Annotated in this window: 20 protein-coding genes; all 20 read right to left on the reverse strand. The window is 38.9% G+C overall.

Annotated elements, in window-relative coordinates; translation table 11 throughout:
- Positions 1-44: 44 nt before the first annotated feature.
- Entirely contained in the window at positions 45-1868 is a 1824-nt protein-coding gene (locus CLLU_RS02065; protein WP_106007912.1) for a fused FliR family export protein/FlhB family type III secretion system protein, read from the reverse strand.
- A gap of 40 nt (positions 1869-1908) precedes the next feature.
- Positions 1909-2178: a flagellar biosynthesis protein FliQ gene (fliQ, locus tag CLLU_RS02070; RefSeq protein WP_106007913.1), complete on the reverse strand. Its 270-nt coding sequence runs from the start codon at positions 2176-2178 to the stop codon at positions 1909-1911.
- Positions 2179-2189: 11 nt separating this feature from the next.
- Positions 2190-2939, reverse strand: a complete 750-nt coding sequence (gene fliP / locus CLLU_RS02075) for a flagellar type III secretion system pore protein FliP (RefSeq protein WP_242977460.1) — start codon at positions 2937-2939, stop codon at positions 2190-2192.
- A gap of 16 nt (positions 2940-2955) precedes the next feature.
- The gene (locus CLLU_RS02080) at positions 2956-3369 is read right to left on the reverse strand and encodes a flagellar biosynthetic protein FliO (protein ID WP_106007915.1); all 414 of its coding nucleotides are present in this window, start codon (positions 3367-3369) and stop codon (positions 2956-2958) included.
- 16 nt (positions 3370-3385) lie between these two features.
- Positions 3386-3913: a flagellar basal body-associated FliL family protein gene (locus tag CLLU_RS02085; RefSeq protein WP_106007916.1), complete on the reverse strand. Its 528-nt coding sequence runs from the start codon at positions 3911-3913 to the stop codon at positions 3386-3388.
- Positions 3914-3959: 46 nt separating this feature from the next.
- On the reverse strand, positions 3960-4154 hold the full coding sequence (locus CLLU_RS02090; RefSeq protein ID WP_106007917.1) for a flagellar FlbD family protein: 195 nt from the start codon (positions 4152-4154) through the stop codon (positions 3960-3962).
- Positions 4155-4383: 229 nt separating this feature from the next.
- Entirely contained in the window at positions 4384-5544 is a 1161-nt protein-coding gene (locus tag CLLU_RS02095; RefSeq protein WP_106007918.1) for a flagellar hook-basal body complex protein, read from the reverse strand.
- A gap of 246 nt (positions 5545-5790) precedes the next feature.
- Entirely contained in the window at positions 5791-6189 is a 399-nt protein-coding gene (locus CLLU_RS02100; RefSeq protein ID WP_106007919.1) for a TIGR02530 family flagellar biosynthesis protein, read from the reverse strand.
- 20 nt (positions 6190-6209) lie between these two features.
- Positions 6210-6995: a flagellar hook assembly protein FlgD gene (locus CLLU_RS02105; RefSeq protein WP_106007920.1), complete on the reverse strand. Its 786-nt coding sequence runs from the start codon at positions 6993-6995 to the stop codon at positions 6210-6212.
- Positions 6996-7015: 20 nt separating this feature from the next.
- Positions 7016-8527, reverse strand: coding sequence for a flagellar hook-length control protein FliK (locus tag CLLU_RS02110; protein ID WP_106007921.1), 1512 nt, complete (start codon positions 8525-8527; stop codon positions 7016-7018).
- 50 nt (positions 8528-8577) lie between these two features.
- Complete coding sequence (fliJ, locus tag CLLU_RS02115; RefSeq protein ID WP_106007922.1) at positions 8578-9012, reverse strand: flagellar export protein FliJ; 435 nt, start codon at positions 9010-9012, stop codon at positions 8578-8580.
- 19 nt (positions 9013-9031) lie between these two features.
- Positions 9032-10339 carry a flagellar protein export ATPase FliI gene (gene fliI, locus CLLU_RS02120; protein WP_106007923.1) on the reverse strand — a complete coding sequence of 436 codons (1308 nt, stop codon included), beginning with the start codon at positions 10337-10339 and terminating at the stop codon, positions 9032-9034.
- A gap of 30 nt (positions 10340-10369) precedes the next feature.
- The gene (locus CLLU_RS02125) at positions 10370-11137 is read right to left on the reverse strand and encodes a FliH/SctL family protein (protein ID WP_106007924.1); all 768 of its coding nucleotides are present in this window, start codon (positions 11135-11137) and stop codon (positions 10370-10372) included.
- On the reverse strand, positions 11121-12137 hold the full coding sequence (gene fliG, locus CLLU_RS02130) for a flagellar motor switch protein FliG (protein ID WP_106007925.1): 1017 nt from the start codon (positions 12135-12137) through the stop codon (positions 11121-11123). The genes CLLU_RS02125 and fliG overlap by 17 nt, the downstream gene beginning before the upstream one ends.
- A 5-nt stretch (positions 12138-12142) precedes the next feature.
- Entirely contained in the window at positions 12143-13729 is a 1587-nt protein-coding gene (gene fliF / locus CLLU_RS02135) for a flagellar basal-body MS-ring/collar protein FliF (protein WP_106007926.1), read from the reverse strand.
- A gap of 16 nt (positions 13730-13745) precedes the next feature.
- Positions 13746-14114, reverse strand: a complete 369-nt coding sequence (gene fliE / locus CLLU_RS02140; protein ID WP_106007927.1) for a flagellar hook-basal body complex protein FliE — start codon at positions 14112-14114, stop codon at positions 13746-13748.
- An 18-nt stretch (positions 14115-14132) separates the two neighbouring features.
- On the reverse strand, positions 14133-14564 hold the full coding sequence (gene flgC / locus CLLU_RS02145) for a flagellar basal body rod protein FlgC (protein ID WP_106007928.1): 432 nt from the start codon (positions 14562-14564) through the stop codon (positions 14133-14135).
- 25 nt (positions 14565-14589) lie between these two features.
- Positions 14590-14991 (reverse strand): flagellar basal body rod protein FlgB, encoded by a 402-nt coding sequence (flgB, locus tag CLLU_RS02150; protein WP_106007929.1) that lies wholly within the window; start codon positions 14989-14991, stop codon positions 14590-14592.
- A 409-nt stretch (positions 14992-15400) separates the two neighbouring features.
- Positions 15401-16258, reverse strand: a complete 858-nt coding sequence (locus CLLU_RS02155) for a flagellin (protein WP_106007930.1) — start codon at positions 16256-16258, stop codon at positions 15401-15403.
- A 43-nt stretch (positions 16259-16301) separates the two neighbouring features.
- Positions 16302-17741 carry a cell wall-binding repeat-containing protein gene (locus CLLU_RS02160; RefSeq protein ID WP_158255869.1) on the reverse strand — a complete coding sequence of 480 codons (1440 nt, stop codon included), beginning with the start codon at positions 17739-17741 and terminating at the stop codon, positions 16302-16304.
- Between the last annotated feature and the right edge of the window lie 147 nt (positions 17742-17888).

Genomic DNA, 17888 nt, shown 5'->3' on the forward strand with positions numbered 1-17888 from the left:
CATTGTCTTTCAATTTGAATTTCTTTCTGCTTCCTTCCAAAATATCACCTCATCTTGTATACCAGTGCCAGTATTTCTGCTACCGCCTGGTACATTTCTGCAGGAATTTCCATGTCAATATCCACTTCCTCATATATAAGTCTTGCAAGAGGACGATTTTCAATTACAGGTACGTCATTTTCAGCAGCCACCTTTTTTATTCTGAAGGCTACTGCATCCAGTCCTTTTGCCACCACCACAGGTGCATCATTTTTTCCATCTTCATATTTGAGAGCCACTGCCACATGGGTAGGATTTGTAACCACCACCGTTGCCTTGGGAACCTCCTGCATCATTCTTCTCATGCCTATTTCTCTCTGTTTTTGTTTTATCTTGTTTTTAATCTGGGGATCTCCCTCGTCCTGCTTATACTCCTCTTTTACTTCCTGCTTGGACATTTTAAGATCCTTCTTGTATTGAAAATTTTGAAATATGTAATCTATAATGGCTATGATAATCATAACCAGGGTCACCCTGAAAAATATGTCCACAGTGAGTTTTAATACAGCCCTGGCAACACCTTCAAAATTTAGATCGCTCAAGGTCATTATGTAGGTATAATTGTCTTTTATGAATTTATACCCTATGAAGCCCACTATGATGATTACCACCGTATCCTTGAAAAGCTCCATGAATGCTCTCATGGAAAACATTCTCTTGAAGCCATTTATAGGATTGAGTTTTGAAAAATCCGGTTTCAACGTCTGAGCTGTTACAAGTCCCCTGGTCTGCAGCAAATTTGCCATGACTCCTATGATCAATATGGGCAGTACTACAGGCAAAAGCATTGCCCCCAGCCTCCACATAGTTATAAAAGCTATTCCCTTCAGGCTTTCATAATTTAAAGAAACAGACAGATAACTGTTCAAGAAAGCCGCCATGGTGCTTTTCGCCTGGGAGCCTACATAACCTCCCCAGATCAGCATAACCAACGCAGAAACCAATAGTGTCAGAGCCATGGAAACCTCTTTGCTTTTTGGAATCTGTCCTTTCTTCCTTGCATCGCTTTTCTTTCTCGGAGTGGCTTCCTCGGTTTTGTCATCGGAAGCAAATATCATAATAAGCGGCAGAGTGTTGTAAAATCCCCTTATGGAATCCGGTATGGCGTAAAAAGTCTTCTCCATAATCTGAAAAAATAGGGGAAGTGCAAAACAAAAGGAAGCCATACCCAACAGTATTTTTATAGGAAGCCCCAGTATCATTACATTGAGCTGGGGTACAGTTCTAGCTACCAGTGACATGGTCAAATCCGCCATCAGCATTATAAGCAGTATGGGAACTGCTATCTTCACTGCTATAGAAAAATATGTTATAAAAGCTTTTATTACAATATTCACGGATCCCTGGGTCAATAAAAAACTTCCAAGCCTTATAGTGCTGAAGCTGTCCAGCAGGGACTTTATAAGCATATGGTGTCCGTCTACGGCCAGAAATACCACCATAACAAACCAGTACATAAGACGTTCCATGAGAGTTGACGTGCTCTCTGAATTTGGATCAAACATACTCATCATGGCAAGTCCTATCTGTAAATCCATATAGCTTCCTGCAATTCTAAATGCCGTAAAGCACAAGCTCACCATAAATCCCAGTGTAAAACCTGCTGCGGCTTCATTCACACAGTTGTATATAAAGGGTATTGTACTGTCTATGGTGTTTACCGTGGAATAATCTATGCCTGGCAGAAGTATGTATGCCATAACCAGTGTCAGTCCCACCTTCACTGTATTGGGAGTACCGCTGGGGAAAAATATGGGAAGCATTATAAAAAAGCAGAACATTCTAATACTCACCAGTACTAGAGCCGTAAAATAAAGTGTATCTATCAAACCAATTCACAACTCCCAACCTTATCCATTAACTCTTGAATCACTGAGTTATATGTGCTATATATGTAAAAATTCTTTCAGTAAAACCTACTATCTGGTGAAGCATCCAGGCTCCTGTAAAGAGTCCCACTATTGCAATGGCAATGAGCTTAGGTACAAAAGTAAGCGTCTGCTCCTGTATCTGGGTAGTAGCCTGAAATATACTTATTATAAGTCCCACCAGCACTGAAACTATCAAAATAGGCGCTGAAATCAAAACTCCTGTCTGTATTGCATCTTTTATTATGCTTATCACCATATTTTCACTCATATGAATTCACCTCACGAAAAACTTGCTATTAAAGATTTCACCAGCAGGTACCATCCATCCACCATGACAAACAAAAGCAATTTGAAAGGCAGCGATATCATGACCGGAGGAAGCATAAACATTCCCATGGACATAAGCACACTGGCTATCACCAGATCTATTATCATAAAAGGTATATAGAGCAAAAAACCTATTTGAAAAGCAGTTTTCAGTTCACTTATCATATAAGCTGGTATCACCACGTAAAGGGGGGCATTGTCCTTTGTGACTTTATAATTGAGTTTGGCATTGTCCACAAAAAGCTTGAGATCTTTTTGTCTCGTCTGCCTGAGCATGAACTCCCTCAGTGGTTTTGCTCCCGTCTCTATAGCTTGTTCCTGAGTTATCTGGTTATTCAGGTAAGGCTGTATGGCTGTAGAATTTATTTTCCCGTAAACAGGAAGCATTATGAATACCGTCATAAAAAGTGCGAGTCCTACCAACACCTGATTGGGGGGAGACTGCTGTGTTCCAATGGCATTTCTTAAAAATCCAAACACCACTATAATCCTCACAAAGCTTGTCATCATCATTACGAATGAAGGAAGCAGTGTTAAAATGGTGAGCACTATAAGCAGTTTTATATTGCCCACATACTGCTGCGGTGTGGAAGCATTGTCCACAGATACATTCACATTGGGTATTGGAAAATCGGTAGGGGCTGCATGTGCTCTAAAGCCTGCCAGAATAATAAAAACAAATATTAAAAATGAAATAACCATAATGCTCTTGCTGTGCTTAACGCTCATCTCTATCTTCCTTTTTCACTTTAAGTTTTTTAGCTGAAATACTGCGGCTGACTCTATTTACCAAATTCTGCAGTCCGCTTTTCGTGTATAGATCCTTTAAATCTCTATATTCATAAACGCTCTTACTGTTCTCAATCTTCATTATCTCTTCTTTTTCAAGCTCGCAAATTATTTCAACTTTTCCATTTGAAGATGAAATCACATATCCACTTTCACCTATCTTAACTACAAGCAGGCTGTTTTCTTTGGAAAGCTGGGTCCTTTCAAGTATATTTATATACCTGACACCTTGAATGCTCCTGAGCTTTCCACCTCCATATTTTGCGAAAATATATATGAGGAAAATTATAAAAAGCAGTGACAGAATTATCTTAAACAGCATCCACCAAAACTGTAAGTCCATTTGAATTTCTCCATTTCTACTGAGTCAATATGTCACTGAAATATATATTGTTCAGTGTTCCTTTTTGAAGTAAGGGATTTATGTTTTTAATCATTTCCATTTTTATGCTCTCCATGTTTTTGGAATTTATATCCTCTACCTTTTTAGTCCTCAGAATTTCAATAACGGCATCCCTTATCATGGGTTTCTTGTCCGTAAGCTCTTCATTTAGTTTCTTGTCGTCATATCCGAGAAATACACTTATTTTCAAATAGTTCTTTCCGCCTTCATCTGCCAGATTAACTGTAAAATCACCCACCTCAAAAGTATATTTTGAAACCACCTGCTGCAGATAACTTGTACTACTATTTCCCTGGCTGGAGGTCTGCTGTGCCTGCACCAGACTGTTGTTTTGTGCAACCGCATTTGAGCTCTTGCTGCCGCTGTCTTTCAAAAACTTGCTGTAACCGAAATAGGCTCCTGCACTTACTAAAATCAAAAACAGCAGTGTCATTAAAACTATCTTGAAATTCAGTCCTTTTTTCTTTTCAATTCCATTTTCCATAATGCTTTCCTCCTTCAAAATATTATGTATGTACCGTTAAGATATCCTATTTAAAATCTCCTCTGTATATTTTTCTCTTGTACTCTATAACTTTTTTTATTATTTCATCATTTGATTCCTTCACTATGTATTTATTCCCATTTGTAAGAGTGATCACACTCTGGGGAGTTTCCGCCAATTTCTCTATATGATCCGCATTTATGACAAATTTCTTGTCATCCAACCCTGTAAGTTTTATCATAATGACCCCCTATAACTAAAAAGAATTTTAAGTGTATATATTTCTCCACCTTTTTATAAATTTTAACATCATTAGACATAATATACAATAAAAATTTGTGAAAACAGTCATAGATGATCCTTTTTTACAATCAACAGTTCATGATTAACAATTAATGGAGATTTTCGGCGGCTGCCGAAAATCAACCATATTTGATATTTTATATCTGAACTCTGATATTTAAATACTGCTATCTTTTCAAATTCACCAGATCCTGAAGTATCTCGTCATCTGTAGTTATTATCTTTCCATTTGCCTGGAAAGCTCTGGTAGCTATTATCATGTCCGTAAACTGCTGTGCCAGATCCACATTTGACATCTCCAGGGCACCCTGTACCAGGTTTCCATAGCTGCCGCTGTTGTCACCATCTCCACTCGAGCCTTTCCCACTTCTAACTATAGCCTGACCTGAGTTAGGAGATGTACTGTAAAGATTTCCGCCCTGCTTTACAAGGCCTCCTTCGTTCTGGAAGGACACCATGGCTATCTGTCCCAGGGCTGCCGTACTTCCGTCCGCCAGCTGTGCAGTTATATAACCGTCCTTTCCCACGGAAAAAGCTTTCACTTTTACTTCAACAGTCGCATCGGCAGCAGCACCAGCACTAGTATCAGGCTTGGTCACACTGTTTGGAATAGAAAGTGGCACCAGTTGTCCTGCAATTACTTTCACACCACCTGTTTCTGAAGTATTAGCATCTACAAATTTTATTTTATTTTGTTCATTGGGATCAGAAGAATATGTTATAGTGGAACTAGCAGGATCAGTATCAGCACCATCTGTCACCTGATATCCCATAACTCTGTGTCCATCCACAGTGAGAAGATTTCCCTGGGTATCCAGGAAAAAAGCACCGTCCCTCGTATAAGATGTCTCTATCTCATTATCAAGGTCTGGAGTTGTATCTGTATTCTTCTGTCCTAATATATTACTATCAGCTGTAGTTAAGTCAGTATCCTGATCAATTAATATTCCTGTTTTATCACTAGTATTAGTATCAGGAGTACCATCATCATTAGGAGCTCCTAACGAACCTGTTCCCACTACAAAATACCCTGTGCCGTCTACCATAAAATCCAGATTTCTGTTGGTTGTTCCCACACTTCCTGTAGTGAAATCAGTGCTTATGCCTGCCACCTTCACTCCAAGTCCGCTCTGCTTTCCGTTGACACCGCCTATGCTGGCAGAAGGAGCACTTGGATCTGAAAGGGTCTGGCTTATCATGTCCTGAAAGTTCATACTCTGGGTTTTGAAGCCCGTGGTGGTGGAGTTTGCTATGTTGTTTGCAACTACGTTCAATTTCTGCTGGTTGGCCCTGAGGCCGCTTATTCCTGAGTACAATGATGGTAACATATATTTCCCTCCAATTTATTTTAAATTAACAATTTACAATTCACAGTTTACAATTAATGAGAACTTTTGGTTACACCAAAAATCAACAATATTTGATATTTCATATCTGAACTCTGATATTTTTTTGCGTTCTGCTTCCTTCATTCCACAGAACCTGGCTCCCACATCGTGGTCCGGCCAGCTTTTTTTCAATTCACAATACACAGTTCACAATGAACAATTTTTTAACTTTAATGTTTGAAATAATTACACTATCACCATGCTGTCTATGTTGGTAAACACGCTGTCATTGTCCGCATTCTTGTTCAGCGCCGTAATCACAGTCCTGTTTTTTATGGAAGTGATGAGCACGGTGTCCTTGTACAGCAGTGCGGATTCCCTGCAGCCTCTGCTGTCCGCCTTGTTTATGGCAGAGTTTATATTTTTCATGTCACTTTCGCTCAGCACTATGTTCCTGCTTTTCAGCCTCTCTGCAGCATGGTTGGATATGGTAAAACTATTGGATTTATCCAGTTCGCTTTTCAGTGTATCTTTGAAGGATACTTCCTTAGGGCTGCTGCCCTTTACATCATTATTTACACTGCCGTATGCTGCAGCTATGTCCTGGGCAAAATGCAATTTGCCATTGATAACTCTATATCCCATGGTTCTATCACACCTGCACTCTACGAATTTTCTACCTGGGAAACCTGATCAAAATAGAAGTCCTTGGTCTCATTGTCTCCAATCTGCACTTTTACAATTATTCCGCCGGTTCCCCTGGATACAGACTGAATTACACCACTGTAGTTATTTCCATCCTCGTCTTTTTCATTTATCTCCACTTTTTTACCTATAAGTGAAGCTGCATTTAAAAGCATCATATTGTTTGTAGTTGGATCAAAAGCATCTCCCAGGTCATCAATTTTAATAACGTCATCTATGTCAAAATCCTTGTATATGCCATTGCCGTCTGAATCCTGGCCTATAAGTGTATTTAAAGTTATCTCGTCGCCATTTTTTAAGACTCCCACCACCTGGCCGTTATAATTGCTGCCGTTGGAATCCAGATCACTGAAGGTGACATATTTGTTTACAAGTGAATTGGCCGAGTTCAATTTATTGCTGCTGTTCAAATTGGCCATCTGCTCCAGAGATGAAAACTGTGCCAGCTGACTGACATACTCTGTTCCGCTCTGGGAATCACTGCTTGTGGGATCCTGATTTGAAAGTTCTGCCGCAAGTATTTTTAAAAACATGTTCTTGTCTATGTCCCCATTGGCCTTTACTATTTTTGTTCCTCTTTCGGTTCTGGTAGGGTCACTGTAAAAATCATTTATGCTAGTGTCATCACTGGATGAATCATTTGTTTCATTTGTTCCACTTGTATTTACAGCATTTTTCTCTGCAGCTGCCGCTGCGGCAGCCATATTATAATTTGAATTCAAATTATTATCAACTGATATAGCCATACAACTACCTCCTCTCTAAATTAAGCCAGTATATTTACATTATTTTCATCATAATAATCATCCTGTGTTAGTTCTTCAGGTGATACACCATCTACAGTTAAATTCTTTCCTTTACTGTTTCCCTGATTTTGCTGTCCTTTCCTGCTTTCATCTCTGAAGTAGGTAGTATCCTCATTGTATAGATTTAAAGAAAAGCTCTGAATTTTTATGTCGTTTCCCTGTAGTTTGTTTGACAGATCCTGCAGATTGTAATTCAAAAGATTGTAGGTATCCTGATTGGAGGCTGTGATGGCCGCTTTCATTTTACCTGCTTCCATAACCAGGTTTATGGTGATTTCACCTAACTCCCTTGGATTTATCTTCACCGTCAATTGCTTCACATTGTTAAGATCCATGTACTTTAAAGTTTTTATAATATCAGAAGTAAAAGAATCCCTGTTTATAACCAAATTTTTTAAATTCTCCAGAGTATTGTCTCCATTTATGTTTGTAAATTGTGACATGAAATTAGCGGCCTTTGCAATCTTGTCTTTACTTCCACCATCTATTAGATTTTTCAATATTTCATCTTCACTTCCGGTAAAATTTCCGCTGCCCTTGTCACCTGATTTGTCAGAACTATTCTGGGACATATTGGAGTTTTGAGAGGATGTCAGTGCATTATTCAAATTTGATTCTATATTTCCATTTTGAGGAGATGCCAGAGCATTGTTTAATCCTGACTGAGCCTTCTGGTTAACATTCTGAAGTACAAATCCAGTAAGATCAGCACTCAGCTTTTCTCCTGCACTATCTGTATTCATCTGCGCCAGCAGAGCCAGATTTATCTCACTTTTTATCTTGTTATATAAATTTTGTTCCAAATCTGCACTCTGTGACAGTTTAGACAAAATAGCACTTCTTAGCTTTTCAGCTGATTTTTCACTGAACTCCTTGCTCAATCCAAGTTTTTGCAGTATATCAAAGAATTCACCTGCATTTTTTTCCACTATTTTATCTATTGTACTTTTGCCTGATGCATTCTTGTCCTCCACTGTATTATCCGACACTATGGATTGGAGATTTTTTAAAATATCACTGCTTATACTGTCACTTATTTTATCTATGGTTCCTTCAATAGTGTCTTTTGAATTTTCCCCATTGAAAAGCAGTACGTTCAAAAGATATACCAAGCTGTTCCTGTCTATATTTCCTTTGGAGACTTCATCCTCTATCTTCTGTATATCTTCATCGCTGAATCCTGCTTCTTTTAATTCCTCCTTCAGTTTTTTATCTAAAACTTCATCTTTGCTGTCACCATTATCCCGGGAAGAAATTTTATTTTCATCTGAATGATCTGCTACTTTTCCTGTAGATGTATTTTCATCTGAACTCCTGGAATTCTCTGAAATTTCCTGAGTGGATTTTTTTAAGGCACTTTTAAAATCACTTCCGCTGCTGACCTGGGATCTGTCAGTAGAAAATGTACTTGATGTACTGCCTACAGCAGCTGTTTTTGTATTAATTGCCGCTGCAAAATTTATACCTGTCATTTTATTCACCTCCTTTCATATATTTCAAAACAACAATTTATATAAAATTATTATCTTGTACCAAAATTTCTCATAAATCCATAGAGGGCAAATTCATCATTCAACTTCTGCTCTATTTTATTCTGTTCCTGCACAAAGGCCCTGTATCCTTTGTCCTTCAATATCTCTACTGTCTTTCTGTCAATTTGTCTCTGCTTCAGTTCTTCTCTTTTCCCCTCTACGATCTTTTCTTTTCTGCTGAGTTCCCGGGAGGTTTCATCTATATTATAGTTAAGGGCATTTATATAAATATGTGTTATCTTCTGCTCTATGACAGATGCAGGCAAAGGCCTGTTTTTATACTCATTGTATTTTTCCTCCAGGTCGGTGAGCTTTTTCTTCACCTTTATCCTTTCACCCTGGGCCTTTTGAAATTCCATTTTACTTTCATCTTCCTTGTCGATCCTAATATCCAAGAGCTTCTGCAATTTAAACTTGTACTTCATAAATTTTTCATCTCCTGTTTCAGCTGAACATATTTTCCAATCTGTCTGTACTGTCTTTAAGTGTCGAATACTCATCCATCTTCTGCTTTAAATAATCAACAAGCGGTTCATAATATTTTATAGCCATGTCCACTTTTTTATTGTTCCCCTTCACATAGGCACCTATATTTATCAAATCCTCTGAATTTCTATATGTAGACAGCATATCCCTGGCAAAGGAGGCACTTTTTCTGTGTTCTTCCGTAGTTACTTCAGGCATGAGCCTGCTTATACTTGCCAGTATATCTATTGCAGGGTAGTGATTTTTATTTGCCAGAGCCCTGGACAGCACTATATGACCATCCAGTATGCTTCTCACTGCATCTGCAATGGGTTCATTCAAATCATCTCCATCCACAAGCACCGTATAAAAAGCAGTTATAGAGCCTTTGTCAGACATGCCAGCCCTCTCCATAAGCCTGGGAAGTTTCGCAAACACAGATGGAGTATAACCTTTTGTAGCCGGAGGTTCCCCTACGGCAAGTCCTATTTCTCTCTGGGCCATGGCAAACCTGGTGACGGAATCCATCATCAGTATTACTTTTTTCCCTTTATCCCTGAAATATTCCGCAATGGCAGTGGCTGTAAATGCACCCTTTAATCTGACCAGTGCCGGCTTGTCGGAAGTGGCACACACTATTATGGATTTTTTAAGTCCTTCTTCTCCCAGATCCTGTTCTATAAAATCTTTTACTTCTCTTCCTCTTTCTCCTATAAGCGCTATTACATTTACATCCGCTTCCGCATATCTGGCAATCATGCCGAGAGTGGTGCTTTTCCCGACTCCGCTTCCTGCAAATATACCAATTCTCTGGCCCTCTCCGCAGGTCAGAAAACCATCTATGGCACGTATGCCTGTGGAAATGGAACTGCTTATTCTTCTTCTTTTAAGGGGATCAGGAGGTTCTGCATCCAATTCATAAAAACTGCCCTCATGTACGGGCTCTCCATTAAGTGGATTGCCAAGCCCATCCAGAACCTTTCCAAACAGTTCTTCTGAACACTCTACATTTAGATGTCTTCTCTCAGGAACTACCCTGCATCCCGGAGAAATCCCGGTAAGCTCCCCAAGCGGCATAAGTATCACATCATCTTCTTCAAAGCCCACCACTTCACAGACAATTTTATGATTTTCTTCATTGTAAATGCTGCAGACTTCCCCTATAAAGGCCTTTATTCCCTGCACTTCTATGGTAAGTCCTATGACTTTTTTTACAGTTCCCTCCTGATAAGAAAAATTAGCTTCGCCTATTCTGTTGTTCAACTCCTGAAAGTTTAAATTTATCACCAAATCATCACCTTTGTGGAACAAAATTGATTATTTCACATCACTAAATATATCCTTCAGCTTCTTCATGGCTATATCTACAGATAAGACAACCTTCCCGCTGTCTCTTTCTATAATCACACCGCCTTCTTCTATGCTTTCATCGGGTATTACAAATATATCACCCTTAAAAGGAAGCTGTTCCTTCCATCTGCCAATTTGTTCTCTGAATTCACTGCAGTATTTCTCTCTGCTCTTCACAATAAAAGTCCTGGAATCCTTGGCCTGAGAAAGGGCATCAAAAACCATGTTATTCAAACTGTCTTTATCTTTAATTTCCCGCTTTAAAATAGTTTCCACTGTATTTATCATGAATTTTTTTATTTCAGCTTCTTTTTCCATGAGATACCTGTTTTTTTCCTCTACGGCAGCTCTCAAAACCGCATCAGCCCTGTCCCTTATAGCTTTGCCCTCAGCTTGGGCCTTTTCTATATTTTTGACATAACCTTCATCATAGGCATTTTTAAAGCCCTCATCATGCCCCTTTTTCTCTCCATCTTCATAGCCCTTCTTACTGGCGGCAGCATAAGCTTTTTCTTTAATTTCCCTGGCTTGAATTTTGGCATCAGAAAGTATTTTTTCCCTATCCACTGCGGCACCCTTCATCATGGTCTTTATTAAATTGTCATAATCATTCACAGGTGAACTTTCGTGGTTTTCACTTTTTTTAACAGTATGTTTTTTGAATATGGTGACTACGTTCTGTACTCCGCTTTCATCTATACTGCTGCCCTTTATAATTTTATACGATGATCGCATCTTCTCCACCTCTTGCCATAACTACTTCTCCTGCTTCATCCAGCCTTCTTATAATATTTACAATACCCTGCTGTGCTTTTTCTACATCCATCAGTCTCACAGGTCCCAGGAATTCGATATCCTCTTTCAATGCTGCTGAAGCCCTCTTGGATTGGTTCCTGAATATACATTCAGCTACCTCTTCGGAACAGCCTTTAAGCGCAAGGGAAAGATCCTTTGAATCCACTTCTCTAAGAACTCTCTGAATAGATACATCATCAAGGGTGACAATATCCTCAAATACAAACATGGACTCCCTGACTTTTTCTGCCAGTTCCGCATCTTCTTTCTCCAGGCCCTCCGTAATATTCTTTTCAGTAGATCTATCTACCTGATTCAGTATATCCACAATGGTCTGGACGCCACCGATCACCTTCATATCGGACCTAACCACAGAGGACAGTTTATCATCAAGCACCTTTTCTATCTCCTTCACCACATCATGTGAAGTAGTACTCATTGTTGCAATTCTGTAGGATACTTCCGCCTGGACATTTTCAGGAAGTGCTGAAAGTATCTGTCCCGCCTTATCCGCTTGAAGATAGCAGAGTATGAGAGCTATAGTCTGGGGATGTTCATCTGATATTATGTTCAAGAGCTGGTGGGCATCTGCCTTTCTGGCTATGGCAAAAGGTCTGAACTGCTGGGTCGCTTCTGTAACTTTATCCAGTATCTCAATGGCCCTTTGACTTCCAAGAGCTTTTGACAGAAGATTTCTGGCATATTCTATACCGCCCTCCAGCAGATAATCCTTGGCCTTGTTCATCTGAACAAATTCCTCAAGTATTTCCTTTTTTTGATCCGACTTAACCGAGCTTATATTGGCTATTTCATAAGTTATCTTCTGTATCTCAGCATCCGGCAATTTCTTAATTATACCTGCGGCTGCTTCTGGCCCAAGAGTTATGAATAATATGGCCGCCTTTTGAACTCCAGTTAATTTTTGATTGTCTCTAGCCATTTTTATCACCTCTCATCCTCTGCCATCCACGATTTTATTATATCTACAACTTGATCAGGCTTGTTTTTGGCATATTTCTTTATTTCATTTTCAATATGGGTATCTTCATCTTCTTTTTCAAGCTCCAGCGGATTGAATTTAGGCTTTTCTTTAACCTGGGTCTCATCCCCTACAACTGTATCTATGCCCTGAGGCTCCATTTCCTCATCAAACAAATCCTCTTCCTCATGCTTTCTTCTCCAGAGTACAACTCCAACTATAACAGCAATTACAGCTGCTGCAATTCCTCCTATAATAGCGAAAAGTCTGTTTCTCCTTGCCTGTTGTTCTGCCTGATTCATGGCATTCATATCCTTCTGCGCATTATCCTGGGCTGTAGTATCAAAAGGTATTCCCTCCACACTTATGGTATCTCCCCTGTTGGCATCATATCCTATGGCAGAAACCGCCAGATTTCTTATTGCAGTTGTAGTAGCATCGTCCACATTTCCGTCCAGTGCTACAGAAGCAGTAAGCCTTTTTACACTTCCCGGCGCTTTCACAGTTTTCTGCTCCACCTTGGATACATCATAATTTCTGGTAACTTCATTATTGGTGGAATTTCCATTATTTCCAGTGGTATTTATGGTATTGCTCATATTGTTGTCCACAGGACTGGCACCTGCATTATCAGTTCCTCCTGTGTTTGTACTGTTTACCGTGTGTTCACTTACCACTGCAGTCCTGTTTGGATCATAAGTTGTGGCGTCCTGCTGTACGGCATCAAAATCAAGATCCGCATTCACCTGTACCTGAACCTTGTTTTTTCCATATACAGTTTCCAGCATACTTAAAAGTCTTTTTTCCATGTCCTTTTCATACTGCTGCTTAAGCTGCTGCTGTTTTTCCGCCGGCACAGTGCTGTCCTCTGCATTGCCATTTTCATCCTGATACAGATTTTTAGACAAAAGATTCATTTTATCATCTATGACCTGGACATTTTCTTTAGGTATATTCTTTACACCTCCAGATACAAGTGCCACCAAAGCTTTCACCTGATCCTGGCTGAGCTGCTGTCCGCTTTTCAGTTTCAGTGTTACCGAAGCACTTCCCGGCTGAGTGTCTTTCACAAATTCAGTATCATCAGGAAGTACCAGGTGCACTCTGGCGTCCTGAACCTGCGGAAGGGCTTTTATAGTTCTCTCCAGTTCTCCCTGCAGTGCCCTCTGATAATTTACCTTTATCTCGGCATCCGTAGTACCAAGATTGGTTTTATCAAATAATTCAAATCCCTGGCTTCCATTGGTAAGCTGCACTTCTGAAAGTACCTTCATTCTGTCACTGTCCACTTCATCCTTAGGTACCAAAATTGAATTTCCTTCCACTTTAACATCTACTTTGTCATCTTGGAGTTTTTTATACACTGCTGCTGAATCAGTCTGATTCATATTTGAGAAAAGTACTGCATATTTTTTCTTTCCCAAGGATATTCCTCCAAATATGACTGCCGCTATAAGCCCTGCTGCTATAACTCCAAAAGCTATCTTTTTATTTCTACTCAAATTTTTCCATCTGTCCATTAGATTCTTTAAAAATTGTGATAGCTTATCCATTTAATTAGCACTCCCTCTATAACTGTGTTCTATTCAACTCCTGATATGCATCTACCAATTTGTTTCTGATCTGTACTGCCAGTTCCAGTGACATCTTGGCCTGTTCTGTATCCAGCATTACGTTATGTATATCCGTTCTATCCCCTTCTATAAGTTCCTGGGTACTGTTATCTGCCTGTAACTGCTGTCTGTTTACTTCATCCAGCTTGCTTTTGAGCATGGATGAAAAATCGGATATGCTGCTGTCCGTATCTGTGTCTCCATCTATTTTGGCATCATCCGATATGGTATTGCCTGCTGAGATATTGCTGCTTACATTACTGCCCTGTACAGTTTTGTTGAAATCAAATATACTGCTGTCAGGTACATACTCATTTATTCTCATATATACACCATCCTCCTATTATTTCCCTATTTCCAGAGCTTTTGAAAACATGCTCTTTTCTGCATTAACGGCACTTACATTCGCCTCATAGGATCTTGTAGCCACCATCATATCCGCCATCTCATTCAATATGTTTACATTAGGCATGGATACATATCCATCTGCATCTGCATCAGGATTAGCAGGATCATATACTCTTCTGAGCGGTGAAGGATCTTCCACCACCCCTATGGCCTTCACTCCCATAGGTACCTGAGTATATTGTCCATTCTTATTCAATTCACTGTTCAGATTCTCCTGGAACACAGCAACCTTTCTTCTATATGGCTGTCCATCAGCTCCCCTTGTAGTCTCTGCATTGGCCATGTTGGAAGCTATGGTATCCATTCTTAGCCTTTCTGCCGAAAGTCCGCTGGCACTTATTCTCAGCGTATTGAAAGCTTCAATCATAAATCTGCTCCTCCTCTACTATTTATTACTTTCCATCTATTACATATCTTCTCATGGACAACTTGTTGTTTACCTGGGTTACAAGTGCATTGTACATGAGGGCATTAGCCGACTGATTCACCATTTCATTGTCAATATCCACATTGTTTCCATCCTCATTCATGCTGGTGCTGTCATCTGTCTTCACATTTACGGAACCATATTCACTGTTTACCTTTATATGCTTTTCATCATCCGTTTTAAGTTCCAGATCATCCACACTTTTTTTCAAGGATTCTTCAAAAGTGACATATTTTCTCTTATACCCTTCGGTATTTATATTGGCCATATTATCAGCCGTGGCCTCACTCCTGGCCTGGGATGCATCCAGACCCTTCTGCAAGAGGTCATATACCAATTCATCTTTAGGCAACTGTGATATATTCAATTATTGATCCCTCTTTCCACACTATTTTTTTATAGTATTTTACAAAAAATTCATTCACAAATTGTAGGTATAGTTAATAATTTAATTTTATTTTACTTTATATTAAAATCTTATTTTAATATAATTTATAATATCACAAAATTGTATGTTAATGCTATAATTATATGAAATTTTTCCTAATTATTATAAATTTTTATTAAAAATGCTCCCTTATTTTGCAACTAATATTACACAAATATATACATATTATTCCCTTTTACATCTTCATTTTTTATTTTCCACTATTTATATTATATTTATATTATATTTATGTTATTTAACATAAATATCTAGATTTTTTTTAAAAAAAATAAAATACTGTTTGAAAACAAAACATATCCTGTTTTCAAACAGTACTATAACTTAAAAATTATTTTCTGATGTTTTCCAGTATTTTAAGCACATCCTGAGGAAGTTTATTGGCCTGGGCAATCATGGCAGTAGATGCTTCCATAATTATACCTTCTTTTGAGTAATTGGTTATTTCTTCCGCTATATCCGCATCACTCAAGTCACTGTCTGCACTAATCATCTGATCAGTTAAATTCTGCATATTGTAATAACTGGTTTCAAATTTATTTTCCAGTGCACCATATTTGCTTCTATAAGAAACAATCCTGCTTAAAGTACTGTCTATTGTCCCCAAAGTATCATCTATGTTTCCATCCAGTACATCTTTACCCTCACCGCTTCTAATTGAATATAAATCCGGTATGTCGCCCTGTCCACTGTCGGTCAAATCCAACTGTGGTATATCCGTACTTTCCCCTGCATTGGCTCCTGTTGGCATATTCAAGACTTTATCCTCCCCATTTTGAGCCAGCAGTTTCAATCCGTTGAATTCTGTCTGATCAGCTGTGGAACTTATTCCATCCAGCATCTGATCTATCTCATTTTGTATTACACTCTTATCTTCCGGGGTGGTTGTCCCATTGCCAGCCTGTAGGGTAAGCTGTCTTATCCTCTGAATCATGCTGGTAATTTCCTGAAGGCCGCCCTCTGCAGTCTGGAGCATGCTCACCCCGTCCTGAACATTTCTGGCGGCAGCTTGAAGTCCGCCTATCTGTAGTTTCATATTCTGACTTTGCACCATGCCGCTGGGGTTGTCCTTGGCACTATTTAATTTAAGGCCGCTGGAAATTCTAAGTGAATTCCCGCTTTGTCTGCTCAAAGCTTGATTCTGTAGAAAATTCATAGTCAATGCAGGCATATTATAGCTTATTCTCATAAAATTCCACTCCTCTTAATTCATAGAATATTTTTTTCAATTCCTATATGACTGTCAGCATAAGTTTTACCTTTTTACTATATTTTTCTACAGTACCATAGAAGGTATATATTCCTGAATCCTTCGTATTCTGCTCACCATACTCCCATGTAACTTCAACATTCTTGGTATCTCCATCTGACATTTTCGCTTTCACAGTCTTGGGAAGAGTGTAGTTATTTCCACTGTATATTTCTTTGGAAACATCCTCAATTTCAACAGGTATGGGTTTTACAATCAATGTCGCAGTAACCTGTTTGTCACTTCCCTCTATTTTACCATATAGAACAAATTTACCTGGATTGGAGGTATTTATTTTAGACAGATTCCAGGTTACAGGTACATCTTTTACAACACCTGCATCAGCAGTCACAAGCACAGTAGATCTGGGAATATATTTATCATTCTGCCATATGGTATCTGTAAAATTATTCACATAGGATACAGAAAGCGGAATTGATTTCAACTCATTCTCAATACTATAGCTTACAGAACCACCGCCTCCGAGTATTTTCATGTTACTTACGATTTCAGATTTCAAAAAATTATAGATGGCATTGGGCACATAATCATCTACAAACACTATAGGTGAAGCTGTTCGAGAAGCTATGGCAGAAGCTACCAGTGAATCAGGAAAAGCTCTGTCAGAAGCTATATATACCGTAGATGTATTCAATTCACTTTTAAATGCATCTATTATGTCTATGTTCCTTGAAAATATATCTCCGTCTCCTATTCTCTTACACTGTGGAATAACTTTCAATATATCATCACTTATCTGAGTTTGTCCCCCTATTACATATACGGCATCTGCCTTTTTCTTGCCGTTTAAAAATTTAGCCGTGCTATCCGGTATATTGTCTCTCGTAGTCAAAACTATAGGCATTCCCTTTAATGCTGCAATAGGAGCCATGGATATGCCATCATAAAAATTATCTCCATTTACCACAGCTATCTGATTGGCGTTCCCCAATTTTTTAGCTACCTCAATACTGGTTTCATACCTATCTGATCCCCCAAGTCTTGTAACTTTTATCCCCCTGGACTTGACAGCATCTTCAACGCTTTGGGATATGACTCCCTTTCCACCTACTATAAAGGCATTTTTTACGTTTAATCTGCTGAGTTCTACGGAAGTATACGGACTCAAGCTGTCATTGCCCATCAGCAAAATAGGAGCATCATATTTTTTTGCCAGTGGAGCTGCAGATAGTGCATCCGGAAAGTTTTCACCGTTTACCAGTACAGCATAATCACTTGATTCTTTCCAGCCATCCTGGCATACCTTAGCTGCAGTTTCGTATCTGTCTGTACCGCTGTACCTATCTATATCAACCTGTGCATGTACTTTTGTAAAGCCAGCACTCAATATAAAAACCGTCAGCACAGCTGCCAGCCGTAATTTTCTACTTCCAAACACATTAAAAAATTTAATGTCTTCCATGTACATTACATTCTCCCTTCCAATTCTCCTTAAATAAAATACATCCTACTGTCAGCACATGAATAAATCCATTGTTTTATTATCGATAACAACCACAAAGTGCTTTAGGGAAAATTTAATATATACCAATTAATTATTTTATGAAAT

The sequence above is a fragment of the Clostridium luticellarii genome, assembly GCF_002995845.1.
In the GTDB taxonomy this organism is placed as follows: domain Bacteria; phylum Bacillota; class Clostridia; order Clostridiales; family Clostridiaceae; genus Clostridium_B; species Clostridium_B luticellarii.

Bases quoted from the DNA above. Each gene is read 5' to 3' on its own strand.
- CLLU_RS02110 (WP_106007921.1), bottom strand. From the start codon at position 8,527: ATGACAGGTATAAATTTTGCAGCGGCAATTAATACAAAAACAGCTGCT.
- fliG (WP_106007925.1), bottom strand. From the start codon at position 12,137: ATGGCTAGAGACAATCAAAAATTAACTGGAGTTCAAAAGGCGGCCATA.
- CLLU_RS02155 (WP_106007930.1), bottom strand. From the start codon at position 16,258: ATGAGAATAAGCTATAATATGCCTGCATTGACTATGAATTTTCTACAG.
- fliF (WP_106007926.1), bottom strand. From the start codon at position 13,729: ATGGATAAGCTATCACAATTTTTAAAGAATCTAATGGACAGATGGAAA.
- CLLU_RS02125 (WP_106007924.1), bottom strand. From the start codon at position 11,137: ATGCGATCATCGTATAAAATTATAAAGGGCAGCAGTATAGATGAAAGC.
- CLLU_RS02095 (WP_106007918.1), bottom strand. From the start codon at position 5,544: ATGTTACCATCATTGTACTCAGGAATAAGCGGCCTCAGGGCCAACCAG.
- fliE (WP_106007927.1), bottom strand. From the start codon at position 14,114: ATGAGAATAAATGAGTATGTACCTGACAGCAGTATATTTGATTTCAAC.
- CLLU_RS02105 (WP_106007920.1), bottom strand. From the start codon at position 6,995: ATGGCTATATCAGTTGATAATAATTTGAATTCAAATTATAATATGGCT.
- CLLU_RS02085 (WP_106007916.1), bottom strand. From the start codon at position 3,913: ATGGAAAATGGAATTGAAAAGAAAAAAGGACTGAATTTCAAGATAGTT.
- CLLU_RS02090 (WP_106007917.1), bottom strand. From the start codon at position 4,154: ATGATAAAACTTACAGGGTTGGATGACAAGAAATTTGTCATAAATGCG.
- CLLU_RS02160 (WP_158255869.1), bottom strand. From the start codon at position 17,741: ATGGAAGACATTAAATTTTTTAATGTGTTTGGAAGTAGAAAATTACGG.
- flgC (WP_106007928.1), bottom strand. From the start codon at position 14,564: ATGATTGAAGCTTTCAATACGCTGAGAATAAGTGCCAGCGGACTTTCG.
- fliP (WP_242977460.1), bottom strand. From the start codon at position 2,939: ATGGTTATTTCATTTTTAATATTTGTTTTTATTATTCTGGCAGGCTTT.
- fliQ (WP_106007913.1), bottom strand. From the start codon at position 2,178: ATGAGTGAAAATATGGTGATAAGCATAATAAAAGATGCAATACAGACA.
- CLLU_RS02100 (WP_106007919.1), bottom strand. From the start codon at position 6,189: ATGGGATATAGAGTTATCAATGGCAAATTGCATTTTGCCCAGGACATA.
- CLLU_RS02080 (WP_106007915.1), bottom strand. From the start codon at position 3,369: ATGGACTTACAGTTTTGGTGGATGCTGTTTAAGATAATTCTGTCACTG.
- fliJ (WP_106007922.1), bottom strand. From the start codon at position 9,012: ATGAAGTACAAGTTTAAATTGCAGAAGCTCTTGGATATTAGGATCGAC.